Source organism: Rathayibacter sp. VKM Ac-2857, assembly GCF_013205025.1.
Taxonomy (GTDB): domain Bacteria; phylum Actinomycetota; class Actinomycetes; order Actinomycetales; family Microbacteriaceae; genus Rathayibacter.
On the sequence record NZ_JABMLE010000003.1, the window covers coordinates 305,181 to 323,633 of the forward strand.

Here is an 18,453-nt window from a genome sequence, read left to right on the forward strand (position 1 = left end):
CTCAGCCGGCCGGGGTGCCGAGGTCGAGCGCCGCGACGACCTCGGCGACCCGGGCGCGGGCCGGCGCGTCGAGGCCGCGAATCGGGCGGGGCAGGCAGACGGGGGCGGCGAGGTCGAGCTGCTCGGCGATCGCGGCGATCACCCGGTAGCTGCCGCCGTGCTCGGCGAAGAGGTCCCAGAGCGGCTGCAGCCGGGCGGACTCGGCCTCGGCGGTGGAGCTGTCGCCGGACTGCGCGGCGCGCGCGATCGTCAGCGCGGGGCCGGGGAGCGTGCCGCCGATCACCGAGTACCAGGCGTCGCAGCCGGCGACCAGGCCGCGGGCGGCCGACGCGTCGCCGGAGACGCCGATCGTGACGCCCGCCGGGACCTGCGCTCGGATCGCGGCCACTCGCTCGGCCGCGGCGGCCGGATCGGCGGGGACCCCGGGGATCTTGATCGAGGCGACGCGGGGCAGCCGCGCGATCGCGCCGTACAGCTCGTCGGTCATCGTGACGTGCGTGGTGCCGGGGTTGTCGTAGACGACGAGCGGCACGGACAGCTGCGCGGTGACGTCCTCGTACAGCCCGAGGACGTCGTCGTCGGTCAGCGGCTGGTAGCTCACGGGGGCGAGCAGGACCGCCGCCGCGCCGGCCTCCTGTGCGTCCTCCGCGAGGGCGAGCACCTGCGAGGTGCGCAGCGCGCTGATCCCGACGACGACGGGCACCGCGCCCGCGTGCCGCACCGCGAGGGAGGCGACCCGGCGGCGCTCGCCTCGGTCGAGGTAGGCGGCGGAGCCGGTCGAGCCGAGCGCCCCGATCGAGTCGACGCCGGCCGCGGCGAGGCGCTCGACGAGGGCGGCGAACGCCGCTTCGTCCACGGTGTCGTCGCGGAGCGGGGTGAGCGGGAAGGCGCTGAGTCCGGTGAGCACGGTGATCCGTCCGAGGGGTCGTCGCGGGAGGGGGCCCGGCCAGTGTGCGTCGAGCGGGCGGGTGCCCGCGACTCCAGAAGCGCGAGCGGGCGCTGGTCCACGGCGGCGCCCGAGCGTCATCCCGTGCCCCTCATGCCGCCTGCTGATCGAGAGCAAATGAATAATATGAATATGGTTTCGGAATCCCGCGGCTCCGCGGGGGCGGGGAGGCGGAGTCCGCCGTCACCCGCCGGCGCCGCACCGCCGGGGGTCTGGTGAACGCGGAGGCGGCGGGCGCTGTCGGTAGATTCGGTCGCGCCCGTGTCGATCGACATGGGTAGCCCCTCACCCTCAGGAGCCCGGGATGACCGCCCCCACCGTCCTCTTCGTCTGCATCCACAACGCCGGCCGGTCGCAGATGGCCGCCGGCTACCTGCGTGAGCTCTCGGGCGGTGCGGTGCAGGTGCGCTCCGGCGGCTCCGAGCCGGGCGAGAGCATCAACCCGGTCGCGGTCGCGGCGATGGCGGAGGAGGGCATCGACATCTCGCAGGCGGTCCCGCAGCTGATGACGACCGAGCAGGTGCAGGCCTCCGACGTCGTGATCACGATGGGCTGCGGCGACGTCTGCCCGGTCTTCCCCGGCAAGCGCTACGAGGACTGGGACCTCGCCGACCCGAAGGGCCGCCCCCTCGAGGAGGTCCGCCCGATCCGCGACGACATCCGCGCCCGCGTGCAGGCGCTGGTGGCGGAGCTGCTGCCAGCGACGCCTGCTGGGTAGCGGCCCCCGCATGGTGGTCGAGTAGGCGCCTCCGGCCACGCGTCGAGCGGGGAACCCGCTTCGCGTCTCGGTGGTGAGGGAGAGGACGCGGCTGCGCCGCGTCATGCTGGTCGAGTAGCCCCGCAGGGGCGTATCGAGACCCGCCGTCGTCAGCAGGGCGGGTCTGCAGACTCAGCGTCCTGACGGTGGTGGATCTCGATACGCCCGCTCTGCGGGCTACTCGATCAGCAGGGGTGGGGCCCGCTGCGCGGGCTACGCGATCAGCAGGGGTGGGGCCCGCTTTGCGGGCTGCGCGATCAGCATGAATCCTCGAACGGACCCGTGAGGGGCCTCGCGGCCCGAGCAGGCCCCGGTGCGCGTCCAGTCGGAGGCGGTGATGTGCGCGAGGGGACGCGTATCGGGGTCTGGCCCTCTGTCGGGCCCCGATTCGAGTCCACTCGTGGGCCGACACCTGCTGGTCGAGTAGGCGCCGGCGGCGGCGTATCGAGACCTACCCTGCCGGACGCGTGGATCTCGATATGCCCGCTGCGCGGGCTACTCGATCAGCATGAAGCTGCGCGGGCCGCTCGATCAGCAGGCCGCTGCGCGGGCCGCGGGTCAGCGGGGCGGGGCCGGCTCAGGGCGGTGGACGCCGCGGGGGCGGTAGCCGAGGGCGTCGGAGGCGCCGAGGAGGTCGGTGAGGTACCAGAGGACGGCGAGCCACATCTCGGTGCCCTGGAGGCCGGCGTCGGCGGCGTGCAGGCGGAAGGCGAAGCCGCGGCCGGGGCGCCACTGGCCGAGGATCTGCGCGAGCAGGGTCCGCGCCAGGGGCTCGACCTCGGCGGCGCGGTAGCCGGTGCCGCGGGTGAGCCAGAGCGGGTGGACGAGGTCGAGGGCGGCGCAGGCGTCGACGCGCTCGGGCCGGAACCAGCGGTCGTCGCGGGCGTGCCGGAGGACGGTGTCGCGGACCGCCTCGGGGTAGGGGAGCGGGCGGCCGTCCTGCACGAAGGTGCCGCGGGTCGCACGGTACGAGCCGTTCACGAGCAGGAGCAGCCCGCGGTCGGCCGAGGCCTCGCCCCACATGCCGCTGCGGGGATCGGCGCGGGTGAGCAGCCAGCCGTAGAGCGCCTCCTCGAGGCCGACCGGGATCGGGTCGCCGCGGCGGCGCGTCCAGTGCAGGGCGGTGCCGAGGGCGTCGACGTGGTGGCCGGCGTTCCACGGGTCGTCGCGCCAGCGCAGCCCGTCGAGCCGCGCGATCAGGCCCTCGGGGGTCTCCTCGGTCACGGCACGGAGCGGCTCCGCGAACCCCGACCCCAGCAGGTCGAGCGCGTAGCCCGCGCTGAGCACACGGTACGCGGCCTCCGGATCGGTCCAGAGGTCCCTCCCCGGGACCGGCAGCCTGCGGAGCCGCGCGACGACCGCGGCGGGATCGATTCCGGGAGGCGGCGTGCCGAGCAGGAGGTCGGCGAGCTCGACCGCGTCACCGAGCGCGCGGTCGGTCGGGGCGGCGCCCGGCCGGTCGCGGAAGGCGGGCCCGTCGTAAAGTGCGGGCCCGTCGCTGAGTACAGGTCCGTCGTGGAGTGCAGGTCCGTCGAGGAAGGCGGATCCGTCGCGGAACGCGGGTCCGTCGCCGAGTGCCGGCCCGTCGTCGACGAGCGCCCCGCGGAGGATCCCCTCGATCTCCTCGCGCGCCCGATCCGCCAGCCGCGCGGCGTCCGAGACCTCCGCGGCGACGGGCGGCACCCGCCAGCGCAGCCGCCGCGCCGGGTTGCCGCCGACGACCGCACCGGCCGCCACGTCCTTCGTCACGACCGCGCCTGCGGCGAGCACCGCGTGATCGCCCACCGTCACGCCGTCGAGCACGACCACGTGCGAGCCGATCCAGACGTCGTCGCCGATGCGGATGCCGCGCGAGCTCAGCGGCTGGCGGAACACCTCGGTGCCGGGCTCCATCGAGTGGTTGAAGCCGAGGATCGAGGTGTGCGCGCCGATCCGCACGGCCGAGCCGAGCACGACGCTCCCACGCACCACCGTGTAGGCGTTCAGCGAGCAGTCGGAGCCGATCTCGACGTCACCCGTGAGGTACGCGCCGGCGGCGAGGTACGAGCGGTCGCCCAGCACGAGGCGCTCGGGGTCGACCGCGGCCGACTCCGCGACGAAGCAGTCCGCGCCGATCGTCCAGCCGTCGTGCGCGGAAAGCAGCTCGCGCTGCAGGGCGAGCTGGCGCGCCCGCTGCTCCGGCGAGGCCTCGGCCCAGAACGCCCACGGCGAGTGCTCGTGGCGATCGATCACCGCGCGCCGTCCGGCTGCCCGTCCGCCGGTCGGCCGGGCGCCGCCGTCGAGGCGCGCACGATCAGGCTCGGGTTGAGCTGCACGCGGTGCACCGGCCGCTCCGGGTCCTCGATCCGCTGCACGAGCAGCCGGACCGCGGCCTCGCCGACGCCGGCGCGCGGCGGGCTCACCGCGGTCAGCGCGGGCGTGAACAGCTGGGCGACCTCGTCGTCGTAGGCGATCACCGAGAGGTCGCCGGGCACCGAGATGCCGCGGTTGAGCGCCAGATCGACGAACGCCATCGCCTCGGGGTCGGAGTGCACGAGCAGCGCGGTGACGCCGGTCTCGAGCGCCGTCTCGAGGGCCGCATTGACCACCTCGGAGAAGTCGGCGCTGCCGCGGTCGGGCAGGGTCTCCTCGAAGTGGTCGGCGGGGGTGAGGCCGAGCGCCTCGCAGGCCGAGAGCCAGCCCGCGGCGATCTTGCGCGAGGTCGGCGAGTTCCGCGACAGGATCAGGCCGACCTTGCGGTGACCGAGCTCGGCGAGGTGGCGGGCGGCCAGCACGGCGCCGAGCGCGTGGTCGGTGGTGACCGACTCGGCGGGCGTGCCCTCGGGCTCGAGCACGGCGTCGCGCTCGACGAGGACGGACGGGACGCCGCAGTCGGCGAGCCAGCGGAGGACGTCGCCCGAGTGCTCGGTGTCGGTGTTGGGAGCGACGATCAGCCCGCGCACGTCGCCGGAGCGCAGCAGGCGCTCGAGCACCGGGCGCTCGTCCTGCAGCTCGTAGGATGCGCCGCGCAGGACGACGTCGTAGCCGAGGCTGCGGCCGGTCGCCTCCATCGCGTGCAGCACGCCGGGCCAGTAGTAGTTGAGCGAGGGGACCAGGACGGCGATCGAGCCGAGCTTGACCTCCTCCGCCTCCGGAGCGGGTGCCGTATGGCCGGCCGACCCGGACACGACGACCGCGCCGCCGTGCACGCGGCTGAGCAGGCCCTCGCGCTCCATCTGCACGAGGTCGCGGCGGAGCGTGACCGTCGCCACGCCGAGCGCCTCGGTCAGCTGGGAGATGCGGACGGCGCCGTCGACGCCCAGCGCCGCGAGGATGTGCGCCCGTCGCTCGGCGGCGAGGGGAGGGGACTGGGTCTGGTCGCTCATCGTGGGTCTCCGATCGGTGGGTCCAGGTCTATCGCGATCCGCAGCTCCCTGCGCGCGGTGGCGTCGATCTCCAGCAGCGTCAGCCGCTCGCCCCAGACGCTCGAGAGCATCGGATCGTCCAGCTCGCGGACGACGGTCTGGTGCTCGCAGGCCGCGTCCCAGGCGATCCGGAGCGGCCGCGCGCCACCGAGCGGGCGGACCCGGGCGGCTCCGCGCTCGGTCACGACGTCTCCCGCGAGGAGCAGGCGGATCGCGGTGCCGGGCTCATCGTCCTGATCGTCCCACGGGGCGAGGTCCCAGCGGTCCTCGAGCACGACCCTTGCGGAGGGGCGGTCGAGAGAGACGGTGCGGCGCCAGGAGCGCAGGCCCGTCCCGGGGTAGGCGGCGGCGAGCTCGGCGGAGAAGGCGGCGGACGACTCGCTCAGCGCGACGGAGACGTCCACCGCGGCCGCCTCCCGCCCGGGCGGCTGACCGAGGCCGCGGACGACGGGCAGGTTGTGCCACTCGCTGCGCATCGTCCAGATGCCGTACCTCTCCGGGCCGAAGGTGGCGGCGGTGTAGGTGGGGCGGCCGGCGTCGACGACGACGGGCACGCCGTCGCTCGCCACCTGGAACGCGCCGACGTCGTTGTGGTTGTGGTGCTCGGCGTTGTGGCCGCCCTTGGCGACGAGGGTCAGACCTTCCGCCGACCCTGCGGTCGTGCGGGCGAGGAGCACCTGGACGGACTCGAGCCAGACCTCGCGCGGGAGCGGCGGGTGCGCCGTGGGCGCCGCGGTCCAGAGCGGGTCGGTCGCTCCGCGCAGCAGGCGGCCGAGTCCCTCCTTCTCGAAGGCGGCGGGTGCGCCGGGGGAGCGCTGCGCGGCGGCGTGCGCCATCGCCGCGGTGTCGCCGACCCGGCGGCCGGCCCGGTGCACCGCGTGCCAGGGCTGGTCGCGCGACTGCAGGGCCTGGCCGTCGGCGTGCGCGACGTACCAGTCGCCGCCGAGGTGCGAGCGGTGCGGGAAGGCGACGGTCGCGCGCAGCGCCGGCACGGCCGAGGCGTCCCAGGCGCCGCCGGTCGCGTGCGCGAGGACGTCGAGCGCCTCGAGGGCGCGGCAGGCGCCGTTCCACCAGTAGGCGTAGCCCTCGTCGATCGCGCCGTCCTCCGGGAGCACCGCGACGTAGCGGTCCAGTGCGGCGACGGCGCGGGTGACGACGGCGGCGCGCTCCTCCTCCTCGCCCGGCGCGTCGAGCAGGCGCAGCGCGGCGACCAGCACGTTGCCGGTGATCCAGGGGTTCCAGTTGTGCACGTCGCCGTCCAGGCCCAGCCAGTGCCAGTCGTCGCGGGCGAGGAACGGGGCGAGCACGCGCTCGCGGGTCTCGCGGCGGATCCTGCGGCGCAGCCCCGGGTAGCGGTCGTCGAGGCGCTCGCCGAGGACGTGGTCGAGCCAGGCGAGCTGGCCGGCGACCTCGCCCGCGCCGAGATCGAGGAAGGGGTCGGCGACGTCGGCGAGCACCGAGCCGTGCCGGCGGAGCGCGTCGTCGTGGGCCGGCCAGCACCAGGAGCTCTGCTCGCAGAGCAGCTGCACGCCGTCGGCGACCTCGTCGAGCCAGAAGTCGGCGTCTGCAGTGCCGCCGCCGGTGCTCGCAGCCAGCAGCACTGCGCGGCTCAGGCGACGCTGCCGCTCGAACGCGCGCTGCTCCCAGCCGTCCCGGTTCCCGTCGCGGTGCACGCGCACGGCCTGGCTCGCGAGCGGCTGCGGCCACGGCACGAGCAGGTCGGCGGTGGCGCGCTCGGCGAGCGCGGCCAGGGTCGGCGCGTCGGCCGCGGCCCAGGCGTCCCGGTCGGCGGCGGTCGGCACCGGCAGCGACTGCTCGGGAGAGAGGAGGAGCCCGCGCGCCGAGAGCGGACGGTCGGGCGAGAACGCGGCCGCGAGCGGGCCGCGGAAGGACTCGATCACGCCCGGCGACGATGCCGGGGCGGGGTGCAGGGGCATGCAACTGATCATAATCAATCATTTTGCTTCAACCAAATCCTTGAGGTGATCGATTTACGTATGTATAGTCCTGTTCTGTTCAGCACCGCTCAGGCGGGGCGGACGTCACGATTCAAAGGAGAACCACCGTGGACGAGGGGAACCTCCGCGCCGACTGGACGCGCGAGCACTGGCTCGCCGTCGCGGACGCGCTCCTCGCCGCCGTGGCTCCCTACGCCAGCGCCGGCCACGGCCGGATCACGCTTCCCGGCGCCGAGGGCGGCTACGGCCGCGCGGTCGACGGCCTCGAGGGCTTCGCCCGCACCTTCCTGCTCGCCGGCTTCCGCATCGCCGGAGCGCGCGGCGAGGGCGTCGACGAGCTGATCGACTTCTACCGCCGCGGCGTCGAGACCGGCGTCGACCCCGACGCGGAGGACCGCTGGGTGCGGATCGACGAGCACGCCCAGGCCAAGGTCGAGGCGGCGTCGATCGCGCTGGTGCTCGACCTCACGCGGCCCTGGATCTGGGACCGCCTCGACGCCCGCACTCAGCAGCGCGTCGTCGACTACCTCGCCCCCGTCGTCGGCGACGACACGTACCCGCAGACCAACTGGGTCTGGTTCCGCCTGGTCGTCGAGACCTTCCTCCGCTCGGTCGGCGGCCCGTGGTCGATGCAGGACATGACCGCCGATCTCGCCCGGCACGACTCCTTCGTCCGCGAGGACGGCTGGCTCGCCGACGGCGCCGAGCGCGCCTTCGACCACTACGTCGGCTGGGCCCTGCACGTGTACCCGGTGCTCTGGGCGCGGATGTCCGGCGCGGCCGAGCTGGCCGCCCCACGCGCGGCCGCCGACGTCGCCCGGCTCGACCGCTACCTCTCCGACGCCCTCGCGCTCGTCGGCGGCGACGGCTCGCCGCTGCTGCAGGGCCGCAGCCTGATCTACCGCTTCGCCGCCGCCGCGCCGTTCTGGGCCGGCGTGATCGCCGAGGTGCCCTCGCACTCCCCGGGTCGGCTGCGCCGCGCTGCGAGCGCGATCGTCGGGCACTTCGCCGAGAACGGCGCGCCCGGCGAGGACGGCCTGCTCTCGATGGGCTGGCACGACCCGTGGCGCGAGCTCGCGCAGTCCTACTCCGGCCCCGGCTCGCCGTACTGGGCGGTCAAGGGCATGCTCGGCATCCTGCTCCCGGCCGAGCACCCGGTCTGGTCCGCGCCGACGGAGCCGCTCCCGGCCGCCCTGCTCCCGATCGAGCAGGGCGACGACCTCCGCGCGATCGTCTCGCCCGGCTGGATCGTCTCCGGCACGCACGCCGACGGCATCGTCCGCGTCGTCAACCACGGCACCGACAAGGCCCTGCCCGGCGCGACGACCGGCGACTCCCCGCTCTACGCCCGCCTGGGCTACTCCACTGCCACCGCGCCGCTGCTCGACGAGCGCGGCTGGGCGGAGGCGCTCGAGCAGAGCGTCGCGCTGATCGACGCCGCGGACGACGCGACCCACCGCACCGGCATGACGCTGACCGAGGTCCGCCTCGACGCGGACGGCCGGGTCGGTGTGGCCGGCTCGAGCTGGGACGCGCACTGGATCTCTCCGGAGCGCAGCAGCCACCGCCACGGCGAGGGCCTGCGCGGCGCCGTCCGCGTCGCCGGCCGGATCAGCGTGCACTCGCTGGTCCGCGGCCCGTGGGAGCTGCGCCTCGTGCGGGTCGATGAGCTCGCTGAGGGAGTGCGCCCGGAGCAGCTGCGGCTGCGCATCGGGGGCTGGGCGACGGCCGGCGAGCGGATCGACGCGACCGCGGACGGCACGACGGCCCGAGCAACCGCGGGGGTCCTCACCAGCACCCTGACCCTCCTCACCCCCAGCGCCCTCACCCCCCGCGCCCTCCCCGAGGTCGTCGCCCGCGACGGCGCGAGCCCGCTCGGCCCCGCGGTCGGCGTGCCGACGCTCACCCTCCCGGCGGAGGTCGACGCCCTCGTCGTCGCGCTGGTCGGCCTCACCGCCGAAGAGACGGCCGGAGCGGAGCCCCTCTCCGCGGGCCCCGCGTCGGTCGACGTCGCCACTGACGGCGACGCCCTGTCCGTGACGGCGACCTGGCCCGACGGCCTCGTCACCGAGCACCGACTCCCAGATTCCGGACGCGCCGCTCGGCAGCTCCGGTACCCGAGGACCCGAGGTGGAGTCCCGGACGCAGATGCAAAGGAGCAGCACGCATGAAGAGAAGACTGACCGCAGCCGGAGTGGCCCTGGTCGCCGCCCTGTCCCTCACCGCCTGCTCGGGCGGCGGTGGCGCTGACGCCCCCGCGGCCGACGGCCCGATCACGCTCAGCCTCTCCGGCTGGAGCCTGAGCACGACGCCGGAGTTCCAGGCGCTCGCCGACGCGTTCCACGAGAAGGACCCCGACGTCACGATCGAGGTCAAGGAGTACGACGCGACCAACTACGACACCCTGATGACCGCGGACCTCGCGGCCGGCAGCGGTCCGGACATCGTCACGCAGAAGAACGTCAAGAACGTCGTCACCTACCAGGCCGGCGGCCAGCTCCTCGACGTCTCGGACATCGAGCTGCCCGACGACCTCGGCGGCGTGGAGGCCTACCAGGTCGACGACAAGCAGTGGGCCGCGCCCTACCGCCAGGACTCCTGGGTCCTCTTCTACAACAAGGCCCTCTTCGACCAGGCCGGCGTCGCCTACCCCGACGGCACCTGGACCTGGGACGACTACGAGGCCACCGCCGAGGAGCTGACCACGGCGCTCGCCGCGGCCGGCAGCAGCGCCGCCGGTACCTACGAGCACAGCTGGCAGTCGACGGTGCAGGGCTTCGCGAGCGCGCAGACCCCGGACATCGACATCCTCGACGCCGACTACGGCTACCTCGAGCCCTACTACGAGCGCGTTCTCGCGCTCCAGGACGCGGGTGCGCAGGCGGAGTACAACACGATCGTCGCGAACAAGCTCACCTACCAGGCCGAGTTCGGCAAGCAGAACGCCGCGATGATGCCGATGGGCACCTGGTTCGTCGCGTCGCTGATCGCCCAGCAGGCGTCCGGCGACTCCGACACCTTCGACTGGGGCTTCGCGCCGATCCCGCAGTTCGACGAGTCGACCACCGGCCTGGACCAGACCCCCGTGACCTTCGGCGACCCGACCGGCTTCGGCATCAACGCCGGCATCGACTCGGGCAAGCAGGCCGCGGCCAAGGAGTTCCTCGAGTTCGCGTCGAGCGAGGAGGGCGCGGAGGTCGTCGCCTCCCTCGGCATCACGCCCGCGCTGACCAGCGACGCGGTCGCCGAGACCTACTTCGCGGTCGACAGCGCGCCGACCGACGAGGTCTCGAAGTTCGCCTGGTCCACGCACGACACCAAGCCGGAGAACCCGACCTCGGCCAAGACGGCCGCCGTCCAGAACGTGCTCCTCGACCTGCACACCGCCGTCATGTCGGGCTCGACGAGCCTCGATGACGCCGTGAAGACCGCCGAGGACCGCGTGAAGAACGAAGTCGGCACGAACTGACTCCCCGCGGTGGCCGGCCCCGAGCGGGCCGGCCACCGCCCCCTCTTCTTCCCCCCTCGGACCCTGGAGGTCTCATGACGACCCTCGCCGCCGCGGACGCCGGCCCGTCGACTCCGCCGACGCCGTCGCCCCTGCCGCCCCGACGACGACGCTCCGCGTACGCCGTCCGGAACATGCTGATCGGCTGGACCTTCATCCTCCCGAACTTCCTGGGCTTCGCCGCGCTCACGCTCGTGCCGGTGATCACCCTCTTCTACATGTCGATGACCGACTGGAACGTCTTCGGTCAGGCGAACTGGGTCGGCATCGCGAACTTCCAGCGCCTGATCGGCGACGCGAGCTTCCGCATCGCGCTGCTGAACACGCTCTACTACGCGGCGCTGCACATCCCGTTGACGCTCGTCGTCTCGCTCGGGCTCGCGCTGCTGCTCAACAACAAGCTCCGCGGCGTCGCGTTCTTCCGCACCGCCGCGTTCTTCCCCTACATCACCTCGATCGTCGCGATCGCCGTGGTCTGGAACCTGCTCTTCAGCCCGGAGTACGGCCCGATCAACCAGCTGCTCGGCCTGATCGGCGTCTCCGACCCGCCCGGCTGGCTGACCTCGTCCGAGTGGGCGATGCCCGCCGTCGTGATCATCAGCACCTGGCGGGACATGGGCTACTACATGATCCTGTTCCTCGCCGGGCTGCAGACCGTGCCGCGGGAGCTGCACGAGGCCGCCCGCGTCGACGGCGCCTCGGTCTGGCAGCGCTTCGTCAACGTGACGATCCCGTGCCTGCGGCCGACCACCTTCTTCGTGACGGTGATGCTCACCATCAACTCGTTCAAGATCTTCGACCTGATCCTCGTGATGACGCAGGGCGGCCCGGGTCAGGCGACCCTCGTGCTCTCGCAGTTCATCTACCAGAAGGGCTTCCAGGAGAACCAGTTCGGCTACGCGTCGGCGGTCTCGGTCGTGCTCTTCCTGCTCTGCATCCTCGTGACGCTGGCCCAGTTCTTCCTCAACCGAAGGAGCGAGTCCCGATGACCGGACTTCTCATCCCCGACGGCGCTCCCACCGTCGTCGGCGTGAACGAGCCGCTGCCGCCGCGCCGCACGGAGGCCGGCCGCTCCCCGGCGCGCAAGGCCGGCCGCCTCCTCGGCTACGCCGTGATGATCATCGCCGCGGCCGCGCTGCTGCTGCCGTTCTTCTGGATGATCACGAGCTCGGTGAAGACGCCGAACGAGGTCTTCTCGGTGCCGGTGAAGTGGTTCCCGGAGACCTGGGTCTGGAGCAACTACGTCCAGATCTGGACCCAGTCGGGCATGCTCACCTGGATCCGGAACACGCTGCTGCTCGCGGTCGTCGTCACGATCCTGCAGGTGGTCACCGGCTCGTTCGCGGCCTACGGCTTCTCGCGGATGCGCTTCCCGGGCCGCGACGTGCTGTTCCTGGTCTACATCGGCACGATCGCGGTGCCGTGGCAGTCGTACATGATCCCGCAGTTCATCCTGCTGTCGAACCTCAAGGTCTCGAACACCCTCTGGGCGATCATCCTGATCCAGGCCTTCGGCGCCTTCGGCGTGTTCCTGATGAAGCAGTTCTACGAGACGATCCCCGAGGAGCTCTCCGAGGCCGCGCGGATCGACGGGCTGAGCGAGTACGGCATCTGGGCGCGGATCATGGTGCCGCTGTCGATCCCCGCGATCGCGAGCCTCACCCTGCTCACCTTCGTCGCCACCTGGAACGACTACCTCGGACCGCTCATCTACCTGCGGAACCCGGACCTCTGGACGATCCAGCTGGGGCTGCAGAGCTTCGTCAGCACGCTCTACGACGCCAACTACGCGCTGCTGTTCGCGGGCCTGGTCATCTCGGTGGTCCCGATCGCCGTGATCTTCCTCCTCGGCCAGAAGTACTTCGTCGAGGGCATCGCGACCAGCGGACTGAAGGGCTGATCGTGCGCCGCATCCCGAACGGCCTCTACGCCTCGCTCTTCGGCGTCGCCTACCTGATCCTGGTGACGAACGTGCTGCTCCTGGTCGCCTGCCTGCCGCTCGTGCTGCTGCTGGTGACGACGGATCCGGTGCTCTCCTGGCCGCTGCTCGCGGTGGCGCTGCCGCTCTGCGCGCCGGCCCTGATGGGCGCCGCCGCGGTCTTCGCGGCGCACTCGCGCGGCGAGACCGCGGTCGTGCGGACGTTCTGGCGGGCGTGGCGCGCGAGCTGGCGCCGCCCCGTCTGGCTGCTGGCCGCCGCCACCGCGGTCGTCGTGCTGGTGCTCGTCGACGTGCGCTTCCTCGCGCCGACGCAGATCGGCGTGGTCGTCATCCCGTTCCTCGCGGTCATCGCCCTCCTCGTGGTCGGCTGCGTCCCGGTGGCGCTCGTCGCCCTCGCGGAGGCGGGCGGATCGACGTTGCGCCAGGCCGTGAAGGCGGCGGTGTTCCTCGCCGCCCGCCGCTGGCACCTGTCGGTGGTCTCGCTGCTGGTCCTCGCGTTCCAGGCGTACCTCTTCACCGCCTCGCCCGCGCTCGCCCTCGGCGTCTCGGCCGCTCCCGCCCTCTACCTGGTCTGGGCGAACGCCCGGTTCACCCTCCGCCCCGCGCTCGCCGCCGACCAGCCGGTCGCGGCCTGACCTCCCACGAAGGACTCTCCCCATGACGACCACTCCACCCACCACGGGGAGGACGACCACCGAGCAGGCCGTGGCGGACGCCCTCGAGGTCGTCCGCCGGATGATCGGGGCCTTCGGCTCCGCGTATCCCGACGACACGACCACGGACGGCCGCTACCCGATCCGCCCCGCGGCGCAGGGCTTCGCCGCCGGCGCCAACCGCGGCTGGACGACGAGCTTCTGGCCGGGGATGCAGTGGATCGCCTGGGAGGCGACCGGCGAGGACGTCTTCCTCGACGCCGCGCGCGGCCACCTGCAGGACTTCGCCCGCCGCGTGCGGGAGGGCGAGGACCTGGAGACCCACGACCTCGGCTTCCTCTACACGCTCTCCTGCGTCGCGCCCTTCCGGCTGCTCGGCGACGAGCTCGGCCGCACCGCGGCGCTCGAGGCCGCCGAGCACCTGATGACGCGGTTCCTGCCGACGGCCGGCATCGTGCAGGCCTGGGGTGATCTGCGCGATCCGAAGCAGCGCGGCCGCACGATCATCGACTCGCTGATGAACATGCCGCTGCTGACCTGGGCCGGCGAGCAGACCGGCGACCCGCGCTACGCCGAGGCCGTCGCGCGGCACGTCGAGGCGCTGCGGGTGAACATCCTCCGCCCCGACTCGTCGACCTTCCACACCTTCTACTGGGACGCCGAGACCGGCGAGCCGCTGCGCGGCGGCACCGAGCAGGGCGCGTTCGACGACTCCTGCTGGGCGCGCGGGCAGGCCTGGGGCGTCTACGGCTTCGCGATGGGCTTCCGCGTGCTCGGCGACGAGGCGCTGCTGGAGGCGTCGCGGGCCTGCGCCGAGTACTTCCTCGCGCACCTGCCGCGCGACCTCGTCCCCTACTGGGACCTCGTCTACACCGAGGGCAGCGACGCTCCGCGCGACAGCTCGGCGGCGGCGATCGCGGTCTGCGGACTGCTCGAGCTGGCTCTGGTCGAGACCGACGCCGAGTGCGCCGCGCGCTGGCGCGACGCCGCGCACCGGATCCTCGCGGCGCTGATCCGGGAGTGCGCTCCCGAGAGCCCCGAGGCCGCCGACACCGTCCTGCTGCACAGCGTCTACGACCTGCCGAAGAACGTCGGCGTCGACGAGGGCACGCTCTGGGGCGACTACTTCTACCTGGAGGCGCTCATGCGCGTCTCGCGACCGGAATGGCGGCCCTACTGGTGAGACTCGTCAGATTCGAGAGTGCTGAGGGCGCTCGGACCGGGGTCGTGCTCGACGGCGACGGCGACGGTGACCGCGTCCTGGACCTGGGCACCGCGACCGTCACGGAGCTGCTCGCCGACCGCGCGCTGCTGACCGCGGCCCGGGCGGTCGGCACTGCGACGGTGCCGCTCGACTCCCTCCGCCTCCTGCCGCCGGTCGTGCCGGGCAAGATCCTCTGCATCGGCTACAACTACCGCGGGCACGTGCCCGCCGGCGGCGAGGACCGGCCGGTGCCGACGACGCCCGACGTGTTCGTCAAGACGCCGAACACCCTCGGCGCCCCCGGCGACCCGGTGACGCTGCCGCTGACGGCGACCGACGTCGACTACGAGGGCGAGATCGCGCTCGTCATCGGCCGCGGGGGGCGGGACATCCCGCTCGAGGAGGCGGCCGGCCACATCGCCGGCTACACCGTGATCAACGACGTCTCCGAGCGCACCTGGCAGGGCCGCTCCAGCCAGTGGACGCTCGGCAAGTGCTCCGACGGCTTCGCCCCGCTCGGGCCGTGGCTCGTGACGCCCGACGAGATCGCGGACACCGGCGACCTCCGCGTCGAGGTCGTCCGCGACGGCGTCGTCACCGTCTCGCAGAGCACCGCCGACCTGGTCTTCAGCATGGCGGCGCTCGTCCACCACCTCAGCGAGGGGATGACCCTCGAGCCGGGCGACGTGATCGCCACGGGCAGCCCGCAGAAGCTGCCGGAGGCGCTCGCGGCGCACCGCCCGCTGGCCGACGGCGACGCGGTGACGATCCGCGTCGACGGGATCGGCTCCCTCACCACGACCTTCCGAAAGGGACGACCATGACCGCCGACGCCTTCACCCTCGACGCCTTCCGCCTCGACGGACGGGTCGCCGCCGTCACCGGCACCAGCCGGGGCATCGGCCGGGGCGCCGCGCTGGCGCTCGCCGAGGTCGGCGCCGACATCGCGCTGATCGACCGCGGCGATGCGAGCGAGACGGCCGAGCTGATCCGCGGGCTGGGTCGCCGCGCCTTCCTGATCCGCCGCGACTTCGCCACCGCGACCGCCGCCGAGCTGCACTCCGCGATCGACGAGGTCGTCGGCGAGTTCGGCCGGATCGACGTGCTGGTCAACAACGCCGGCACGATCAAGCGCACCGCCGCGGCCGAGCACAGCACCGCGGACTGGGACGAGGTGCTGAAGGTGAACCTCGACTCGGTCTTCCACCTCAGCCAGGCGGCCGGCCGGCGGATGCTCGAGCAGGGCTCGGGCCGCATCATCACCGTCGCGTCGATGCTGTCCTTCCAGGGCGGCGTGCTCGTCCCCGGCTACACCGCGTCGAAGCACGCTGTCGCGGGGCTCACCAAGGCGCTCGCCAGCGAGTGGGCCGCCTCGGGAGTGACGGTCAACGCGATCGCCCCGGGCTACCTCGCCACCGACAACACCACCGCGATCCGCGCCGACGCGGCCCGCGAGGCCGCCATCCGCGGGCGCATCCCCGCCGGCCGCTGGGGCACCCCTGCGGACCTGCAGGGGGCCTTCGTGTTCCTCGCCTCGGACGCCGCCGCCTACGTCACGGGGACGATCCTCCCCGTCGACGGCGGCTGGCTCGTGCGCTGACCCGCGCCCCCCATCCCTTCTCACACCGCCCGACGACACGGCACGACGACACAGGAGCATCCGACATGGAGCAGCGCTACGCCACCAACCCCTCGCAGATCCCCGGCATGAGCACCGAGGACCTGCGCCGGGAGTACCTCGTCCCCGAGGTGTTCGTCGCCGGCGAGATCACGCTCGTCTACACGCACCACGACCGCATCGTGCTCGGCGGCGCCGTCCCCGCGGGGCAGCGCCTCGAGCTGACCGGCTACGAGGAGATCCGCAGCGACACCTTCCTCGAGCACCGCGAGCTCGGGATCGTCAACGTCGGCGGCACCGGAACGGTGACCGCGGACGGCGAGACGTACACGCTGGTGTCGGGCGCCTGCCTCTACCTGGGCCGCGGGATCGAGGCGGTGGCGTTCGAGGACGGATCGGACGGGACCGGCGCGCAGTTCTACCTCTTCTCGGCCCCCGCGCACACGAGCTACCCCTCCGTTCTCGTCGCGCCCGGCGAGGGCACCGTCCGCGAGCTCGGCGAGCAGGCGACGAGCAACCGCCGCACGCTCAACCAGTACATCCACGAGAACGGCGTGCGCAGCTGCCAGATCGTGATGGGCGTGACGACCCTGCACGAGGGCTCGATGTGGAACACCATGCCCGCGCACACCCACGACCGCCGCACCGAGTGCTACCTCTACTTCGACCTGCCCGAGGACGCGCGAGTCATCCACCTGCTCGGGGAGCGCCAGGAGACCCGGCACCTCGTCGTGGCCGACCGCCAGGCGATCCTCTCGCCGAGCTGGTCGCTGCACTCCGGCGTCGGCACCGCCGCGTACTCCTTCGTCTGGGCGATGGCGGGCGAGAACCAGGCGTTCGACGACATGGATGCGGCGCCGGTGAAGGACCTGGCGTGACGTCCGGATCGGTGCCTCCGACGTCCGGCGGTCCGGGGGTGCTGCTGGCCATGGGGGAGACCATGGCCGTGCTGGTGCCCTGCGGCGGCTCGGTCGCCGACGCGGACGACTTCCTCGTCGATGCGGGCGGTGCGGAGTCGAACGTGCTCGCGCACGCGGCGGCGCTCGGCGTCCCGGTGCGCTGGCACAGCCGGCTCGGTGCCGACGCGCTGGGCGAGCGGGTGCTCCGGCAGCTCGCGGCGCGGCGGATCGACGTCGCGCGCGTCGTCCGCGACCCCGGGCATCCCACCGGCGTCTACGTGAAGGACCCCGGCCGCGGAGTCTCGTACTACCGGGCGGGCTCGGCCGCCGCGTACCTCGACACCGCCGACGCCGACACCGCGCCGTTCGACGACGTGGCGCTGCTGCATTTGTCCGGGATCACCGCGGCGCTCTCCTCGAGTGCCGATCGCTTCCTCCGTCGCGCCGCCCTGCGCGCCCGCGAGCTCGGCGTCCCGGTGAGTCTCGACGTCAACTACCGCGCCGCGCTCTGGAGCATTGCCGATGCCGCGCCGGTGCTCGCCGAGCTGGTGCGGCTGGCCGACGTGGTCTTCGTCGGCCGCGACGAGGCGGAGACCCTGTGGGGCACCCGCACCGCCGAGGACGTCCGCGCGCTGTTCCCGGACGTCGCCGAGCTCGTCGTCAAGGACGGCCACATCGGCGCGACGGTGTTCTCGGCGGACGTCGGTGCTCCGGTCTTCGAGCCCTCGCACGAGGTCGAGGTGCTCGACGCCGTCGGCGCGGGCGACGCCTTCGCCGGTGGCTACCTGGCCGCCCTGCTCCAGGGCGCGGACCCCGGAGCGCGCCTGCGCCGCGGCCACGACCGCGCCGCCCTCACCCTCGCCGTGGCGGGCGACTCCCTCGACGAGAGAACGGCACGACGATGACTGTGTTCACCACCGCGACGACCACCACCACCACCCCGACCGCGAGCCCGTTCGACGAGGTCTTCGCGGGCGCCCCGCTGATGGCGATCCTGCGCGGAATGGGCGTGGAGCGCTCGATCGCCCTAGCGACCACCGCCTGGGACCTCGGCATCGACTCGGTCGAGGTGCCGCTGCAGACCGCGGAGGACGAGGTCGCCCTCCGCGAGGTCGCGCGCCTCGGCGCCGAGCGCGGCAAGACCGTCGGAGCGGGCACGATCGTCCGCCCCGAGCAGGTCGCCCTCGCCCGCGAGGCCGGCGCCGGCTACCTCGTCTCTCCGGGACTCGACCAGCGCATCCTCGCCGCGGCCGGCGCCGTCGACCTCCCGCTGCTGCCCGGAGTCGCGACCCCCTCGGAGGTGCAGCTCGCCGCCTCGCTCGGCCTCACCTGGCTGAAGGCCTTCCCCGCGACCTGGCTCGGTGCGGGCTGGTTCAAGCACATCCGCGGCCCCTTCCCCGGCATCCGCTTCGTCGCCACCGGCGGCCTCGACGCCGCCAACGTCTCCGACTTCCTCGACGCCGGCGTCCGCGTCGCCGCCGTCGGCTCCGCCCTCGAGGACCCGGCCCAGCTCACCCGCCTCGGCGCCCTCCTCGCCGCCGCCCGCGCCTGACCCCCCGGGTCTCGA

16 protein-coding genes are annotated in these 18,453 nt (G+C 73.3%); 12 read left to right on the forward strand and 4 right to left on the reverse strand.

All coding sequences use genetic code 11. From position 1 onward, the window contains the following. Position 1 precedes the first annotated feature (1 nt). Positions 2–907: a dihydrodipicolinate synthase family protein gene (locus HQQ86_RS14960; protein WP_173289052.1), complete on the reverse strand. Its 906-nt coding sequence runs from the start codon at positions 905–907 to the stop codon at positions 2–4. Between the two features lie 343 nt (positions 908–1,250). Here HQQ86_RS14960 and HQQ86_RS14965 point away from each other — a divergent pair, with 343 nt between their 5' ends. Beyond that, on the forward strand, positions 1,251–1,664 hold the full coding sequence (locus HQQ86_RS14965) for an arsenate reductase ArsC (RefSeq protein WP_173289053.1): 414 nt from the start codon (positions 1,251–1,253) through the stop codon (positions 1,662–1,664). A 597-nt stretch (positions 1,665–2,261) separates the two neighbouring features. Here the strand turns inward: HQQ86_RS14965 and HQQ86_RS21815 are convergent. The 3 genes from HQQ86_RS21815 to HQQ86_RS14980 are packed head-to-tail and all read right to left on the reverse strand — an operon-like array spanning position 2,262 to position 7,044. Then, positions 2,262–3,935, reverse strand: coding sequence for an acyltransferase (locus tag HQQ86_RS21815; protein WP_173289054.1), 1,674 nt, complete (start codon positions 3,933–3,935; stop codon positions 2,262–2,264). Further along, positions 3,932–5,068, reverse strand: a complete 1,137-nt coding sequence (locus tag HQQ86_RS14975; RefSeq protein ID WP_173289055.1) for a substrate-binding domain-containing protein — start codon at positions 5,066–5,068, stop codon at positions 3,932–3,934. Before HQQ86_RS14975 ends, HQQ86_RS21815 begins: the two co-directional genes overlap by 4 nt. After that, the gene (locus HQQ86_RS14980) at positions 5,065–7,044 is read right to left on the reverse strand and encodes a heparinase II/III family protein (protein ID WP_173289056.1); all 1,980 of its coding nucleotides are present in this window, start codon (positions 7,042–7,044) and stop codon (positions 5,065–5,067) included. Before HQQ86_RS14980 ends, HQQ86_RS14975 begins: the two co-directional genes overlap by 4 nt. A gap of 128 nt (positions 7,045–7,172) precedes the next feature. Here HQQ86_RS14980 and HQQ86_RS14985 point away from each other — a divergent pair, with 128 nt between their 5' ends. From HQQ86_RS14985 to HQQ86_RS15035, 11 genes are all read left to right on the forward strand, one after another. Next, on the forward strand, positions 7,173–9,236 hold the full coding sequence (locus tag HQQ86_RS14985) for a DUF2264 domain-containing protein (protein ID WP_173289057.1): 2,064 nt from the start codon (positions 7,173–7,175) through the stop codon (positions 9,234–9,236). Beyond that, on the forward strand, positions 9,233–10,534 hold the full coding sequence (locus HQQ86_RS14990; protein ID WP_173289058.1) for an extracellular solute-binding protein: 1,302 nt from the start codon (positions 9,233–9,235) through the stop codon (positions 10,532–10,534). Before HQQ86_RS14985 ends, HQQ86_RS14990 begins: the two co-directional genes overlap by 4 nt. Positions 10,535–10,608: 74 nt before the next feature. Further along, positions 10,609–11,562 carry a carbohydrate ABC transporter permease gene (locus HQQ86_RS14995; protein ID WP_173289059.1) on the forward strand — a complete coding sequence of 318 codons (954 nt, stop codon included), beginning with the start codon at positions 10,609–10,611 and terminating at the stop codon, positions 11,560–11,562. Next, positions 11,559–12,473, forward strand: a complete 915-nt coding sequence (locus tag HQQ86_RS15000) for a carbohydrate ABC transporter permease (protein WP_173289060.1) — start codon at positions 11,559–11,561, stop codon at positions 12,471–12,473. Before HQQ86_RS14995 ends, HQQ86_RS15000 begins: the two co-directional genes overlap by 4 nt. Positions 12,474–12,475: 2 nt before the next feature. Further along, positions 12,476–13,147 (forward strand): ferredoxin-NADPH reductase, encoded by a 672-nt coding sequence (locus HQQ86_RS15005; protein ID WP_173289061.1) that lies wholly within the window; start codon positions 12,476–12,478, stop codon positions 13,145–13,147. Positions 13,148–13,169: 22 nt separating this feature from the next. Beyond that, complete coding sequence (locus HQQ86_RS15010; RefSeq protein ID WP_173289062.1) at positions 13,170–14,348, forward strand: glycoside hydrolase family 88 protein; 1,179 nt, start codon at positions 13,170–13,172, stop codon at positions 14,346–14,348. Then, entirely contained in the window at positions 14,345–15,193 is an 849-nt protein-coding gene (locus HQQ86_RS15015; RefSeq protein WP_367948672.1) for a fumarylacetoacetate hydrolase family protein, read from the forward strand. The genes HQQ86_RS15010 and HQQ86_RS15015 overlap by 4 nt, the downstream gene beginning before the upstream one ends. Then, positions 15,190–15,969: an SDR family oxidoreductase gene (locus tag HQQ86_RS15020; RefSeq protein WP_173289064.1), complete on the forward strand. Its 780-nt coding sequence runs from the start codon at positions 15,190–15,192 to the stop codon at positions 15,967–15,969. The genes HQQ86_RS15015 and HQQ86_RS15020 overlap by 4 nt, the downstream gene beginning before the upstream one ends. A gap of 65 nt (positions 15,970–16,034) precedes the next feature. Then, the gene (gene kduI / locus HQQ86_RS15025) at positions 16,035–16,865 is read left to right on the forward strand and encodes a 5-dehydro-4-deoxy-D-glucuronate isomerase (RefSeq protein WP_173289065.1); all 831 of its coding nucleotides are present in this window, start codon (positions 16,035–16,037) and stop codon (positions 16,863–16,865) included. Further along, positions 16,862–17,791 (forward strand): sugar kinase, encoded by a 930-nt coding sequence (locus HQQ86_RS15030; RefSeq protein ID WP_367948673.1) that lies wholly within the window; start codon positions 16,862–16,864, stop codon positions 17,789–17,791. The genes kduI and HQQ86_RS15030 overlap by 4 nt, the downstream gene beginning before the upstream one ends. Continuing rightward, positions 17,788–18,438 (forward strand): bifunctional 4-hydroxy-2-oxoglutarate aldolase/2-dehydro-3-deoxy-phosphogluconate aldolase, encoded by a 651-nt coding sequence (locus HQQ86_RS15035; protein ID WP_173289066.1) that lies wholly within the window; start codon positions 17,788–17,790, stop codon positions 18,436–18,438. The genes HQQ86_RS15030 and HQQ86_RS15035 overlap by 4 nt, the downstream gene beginning before the upstream one ends. The last annotated feature ends 15 nt before the right edge of the window (positions 18,439–18,453 follow it).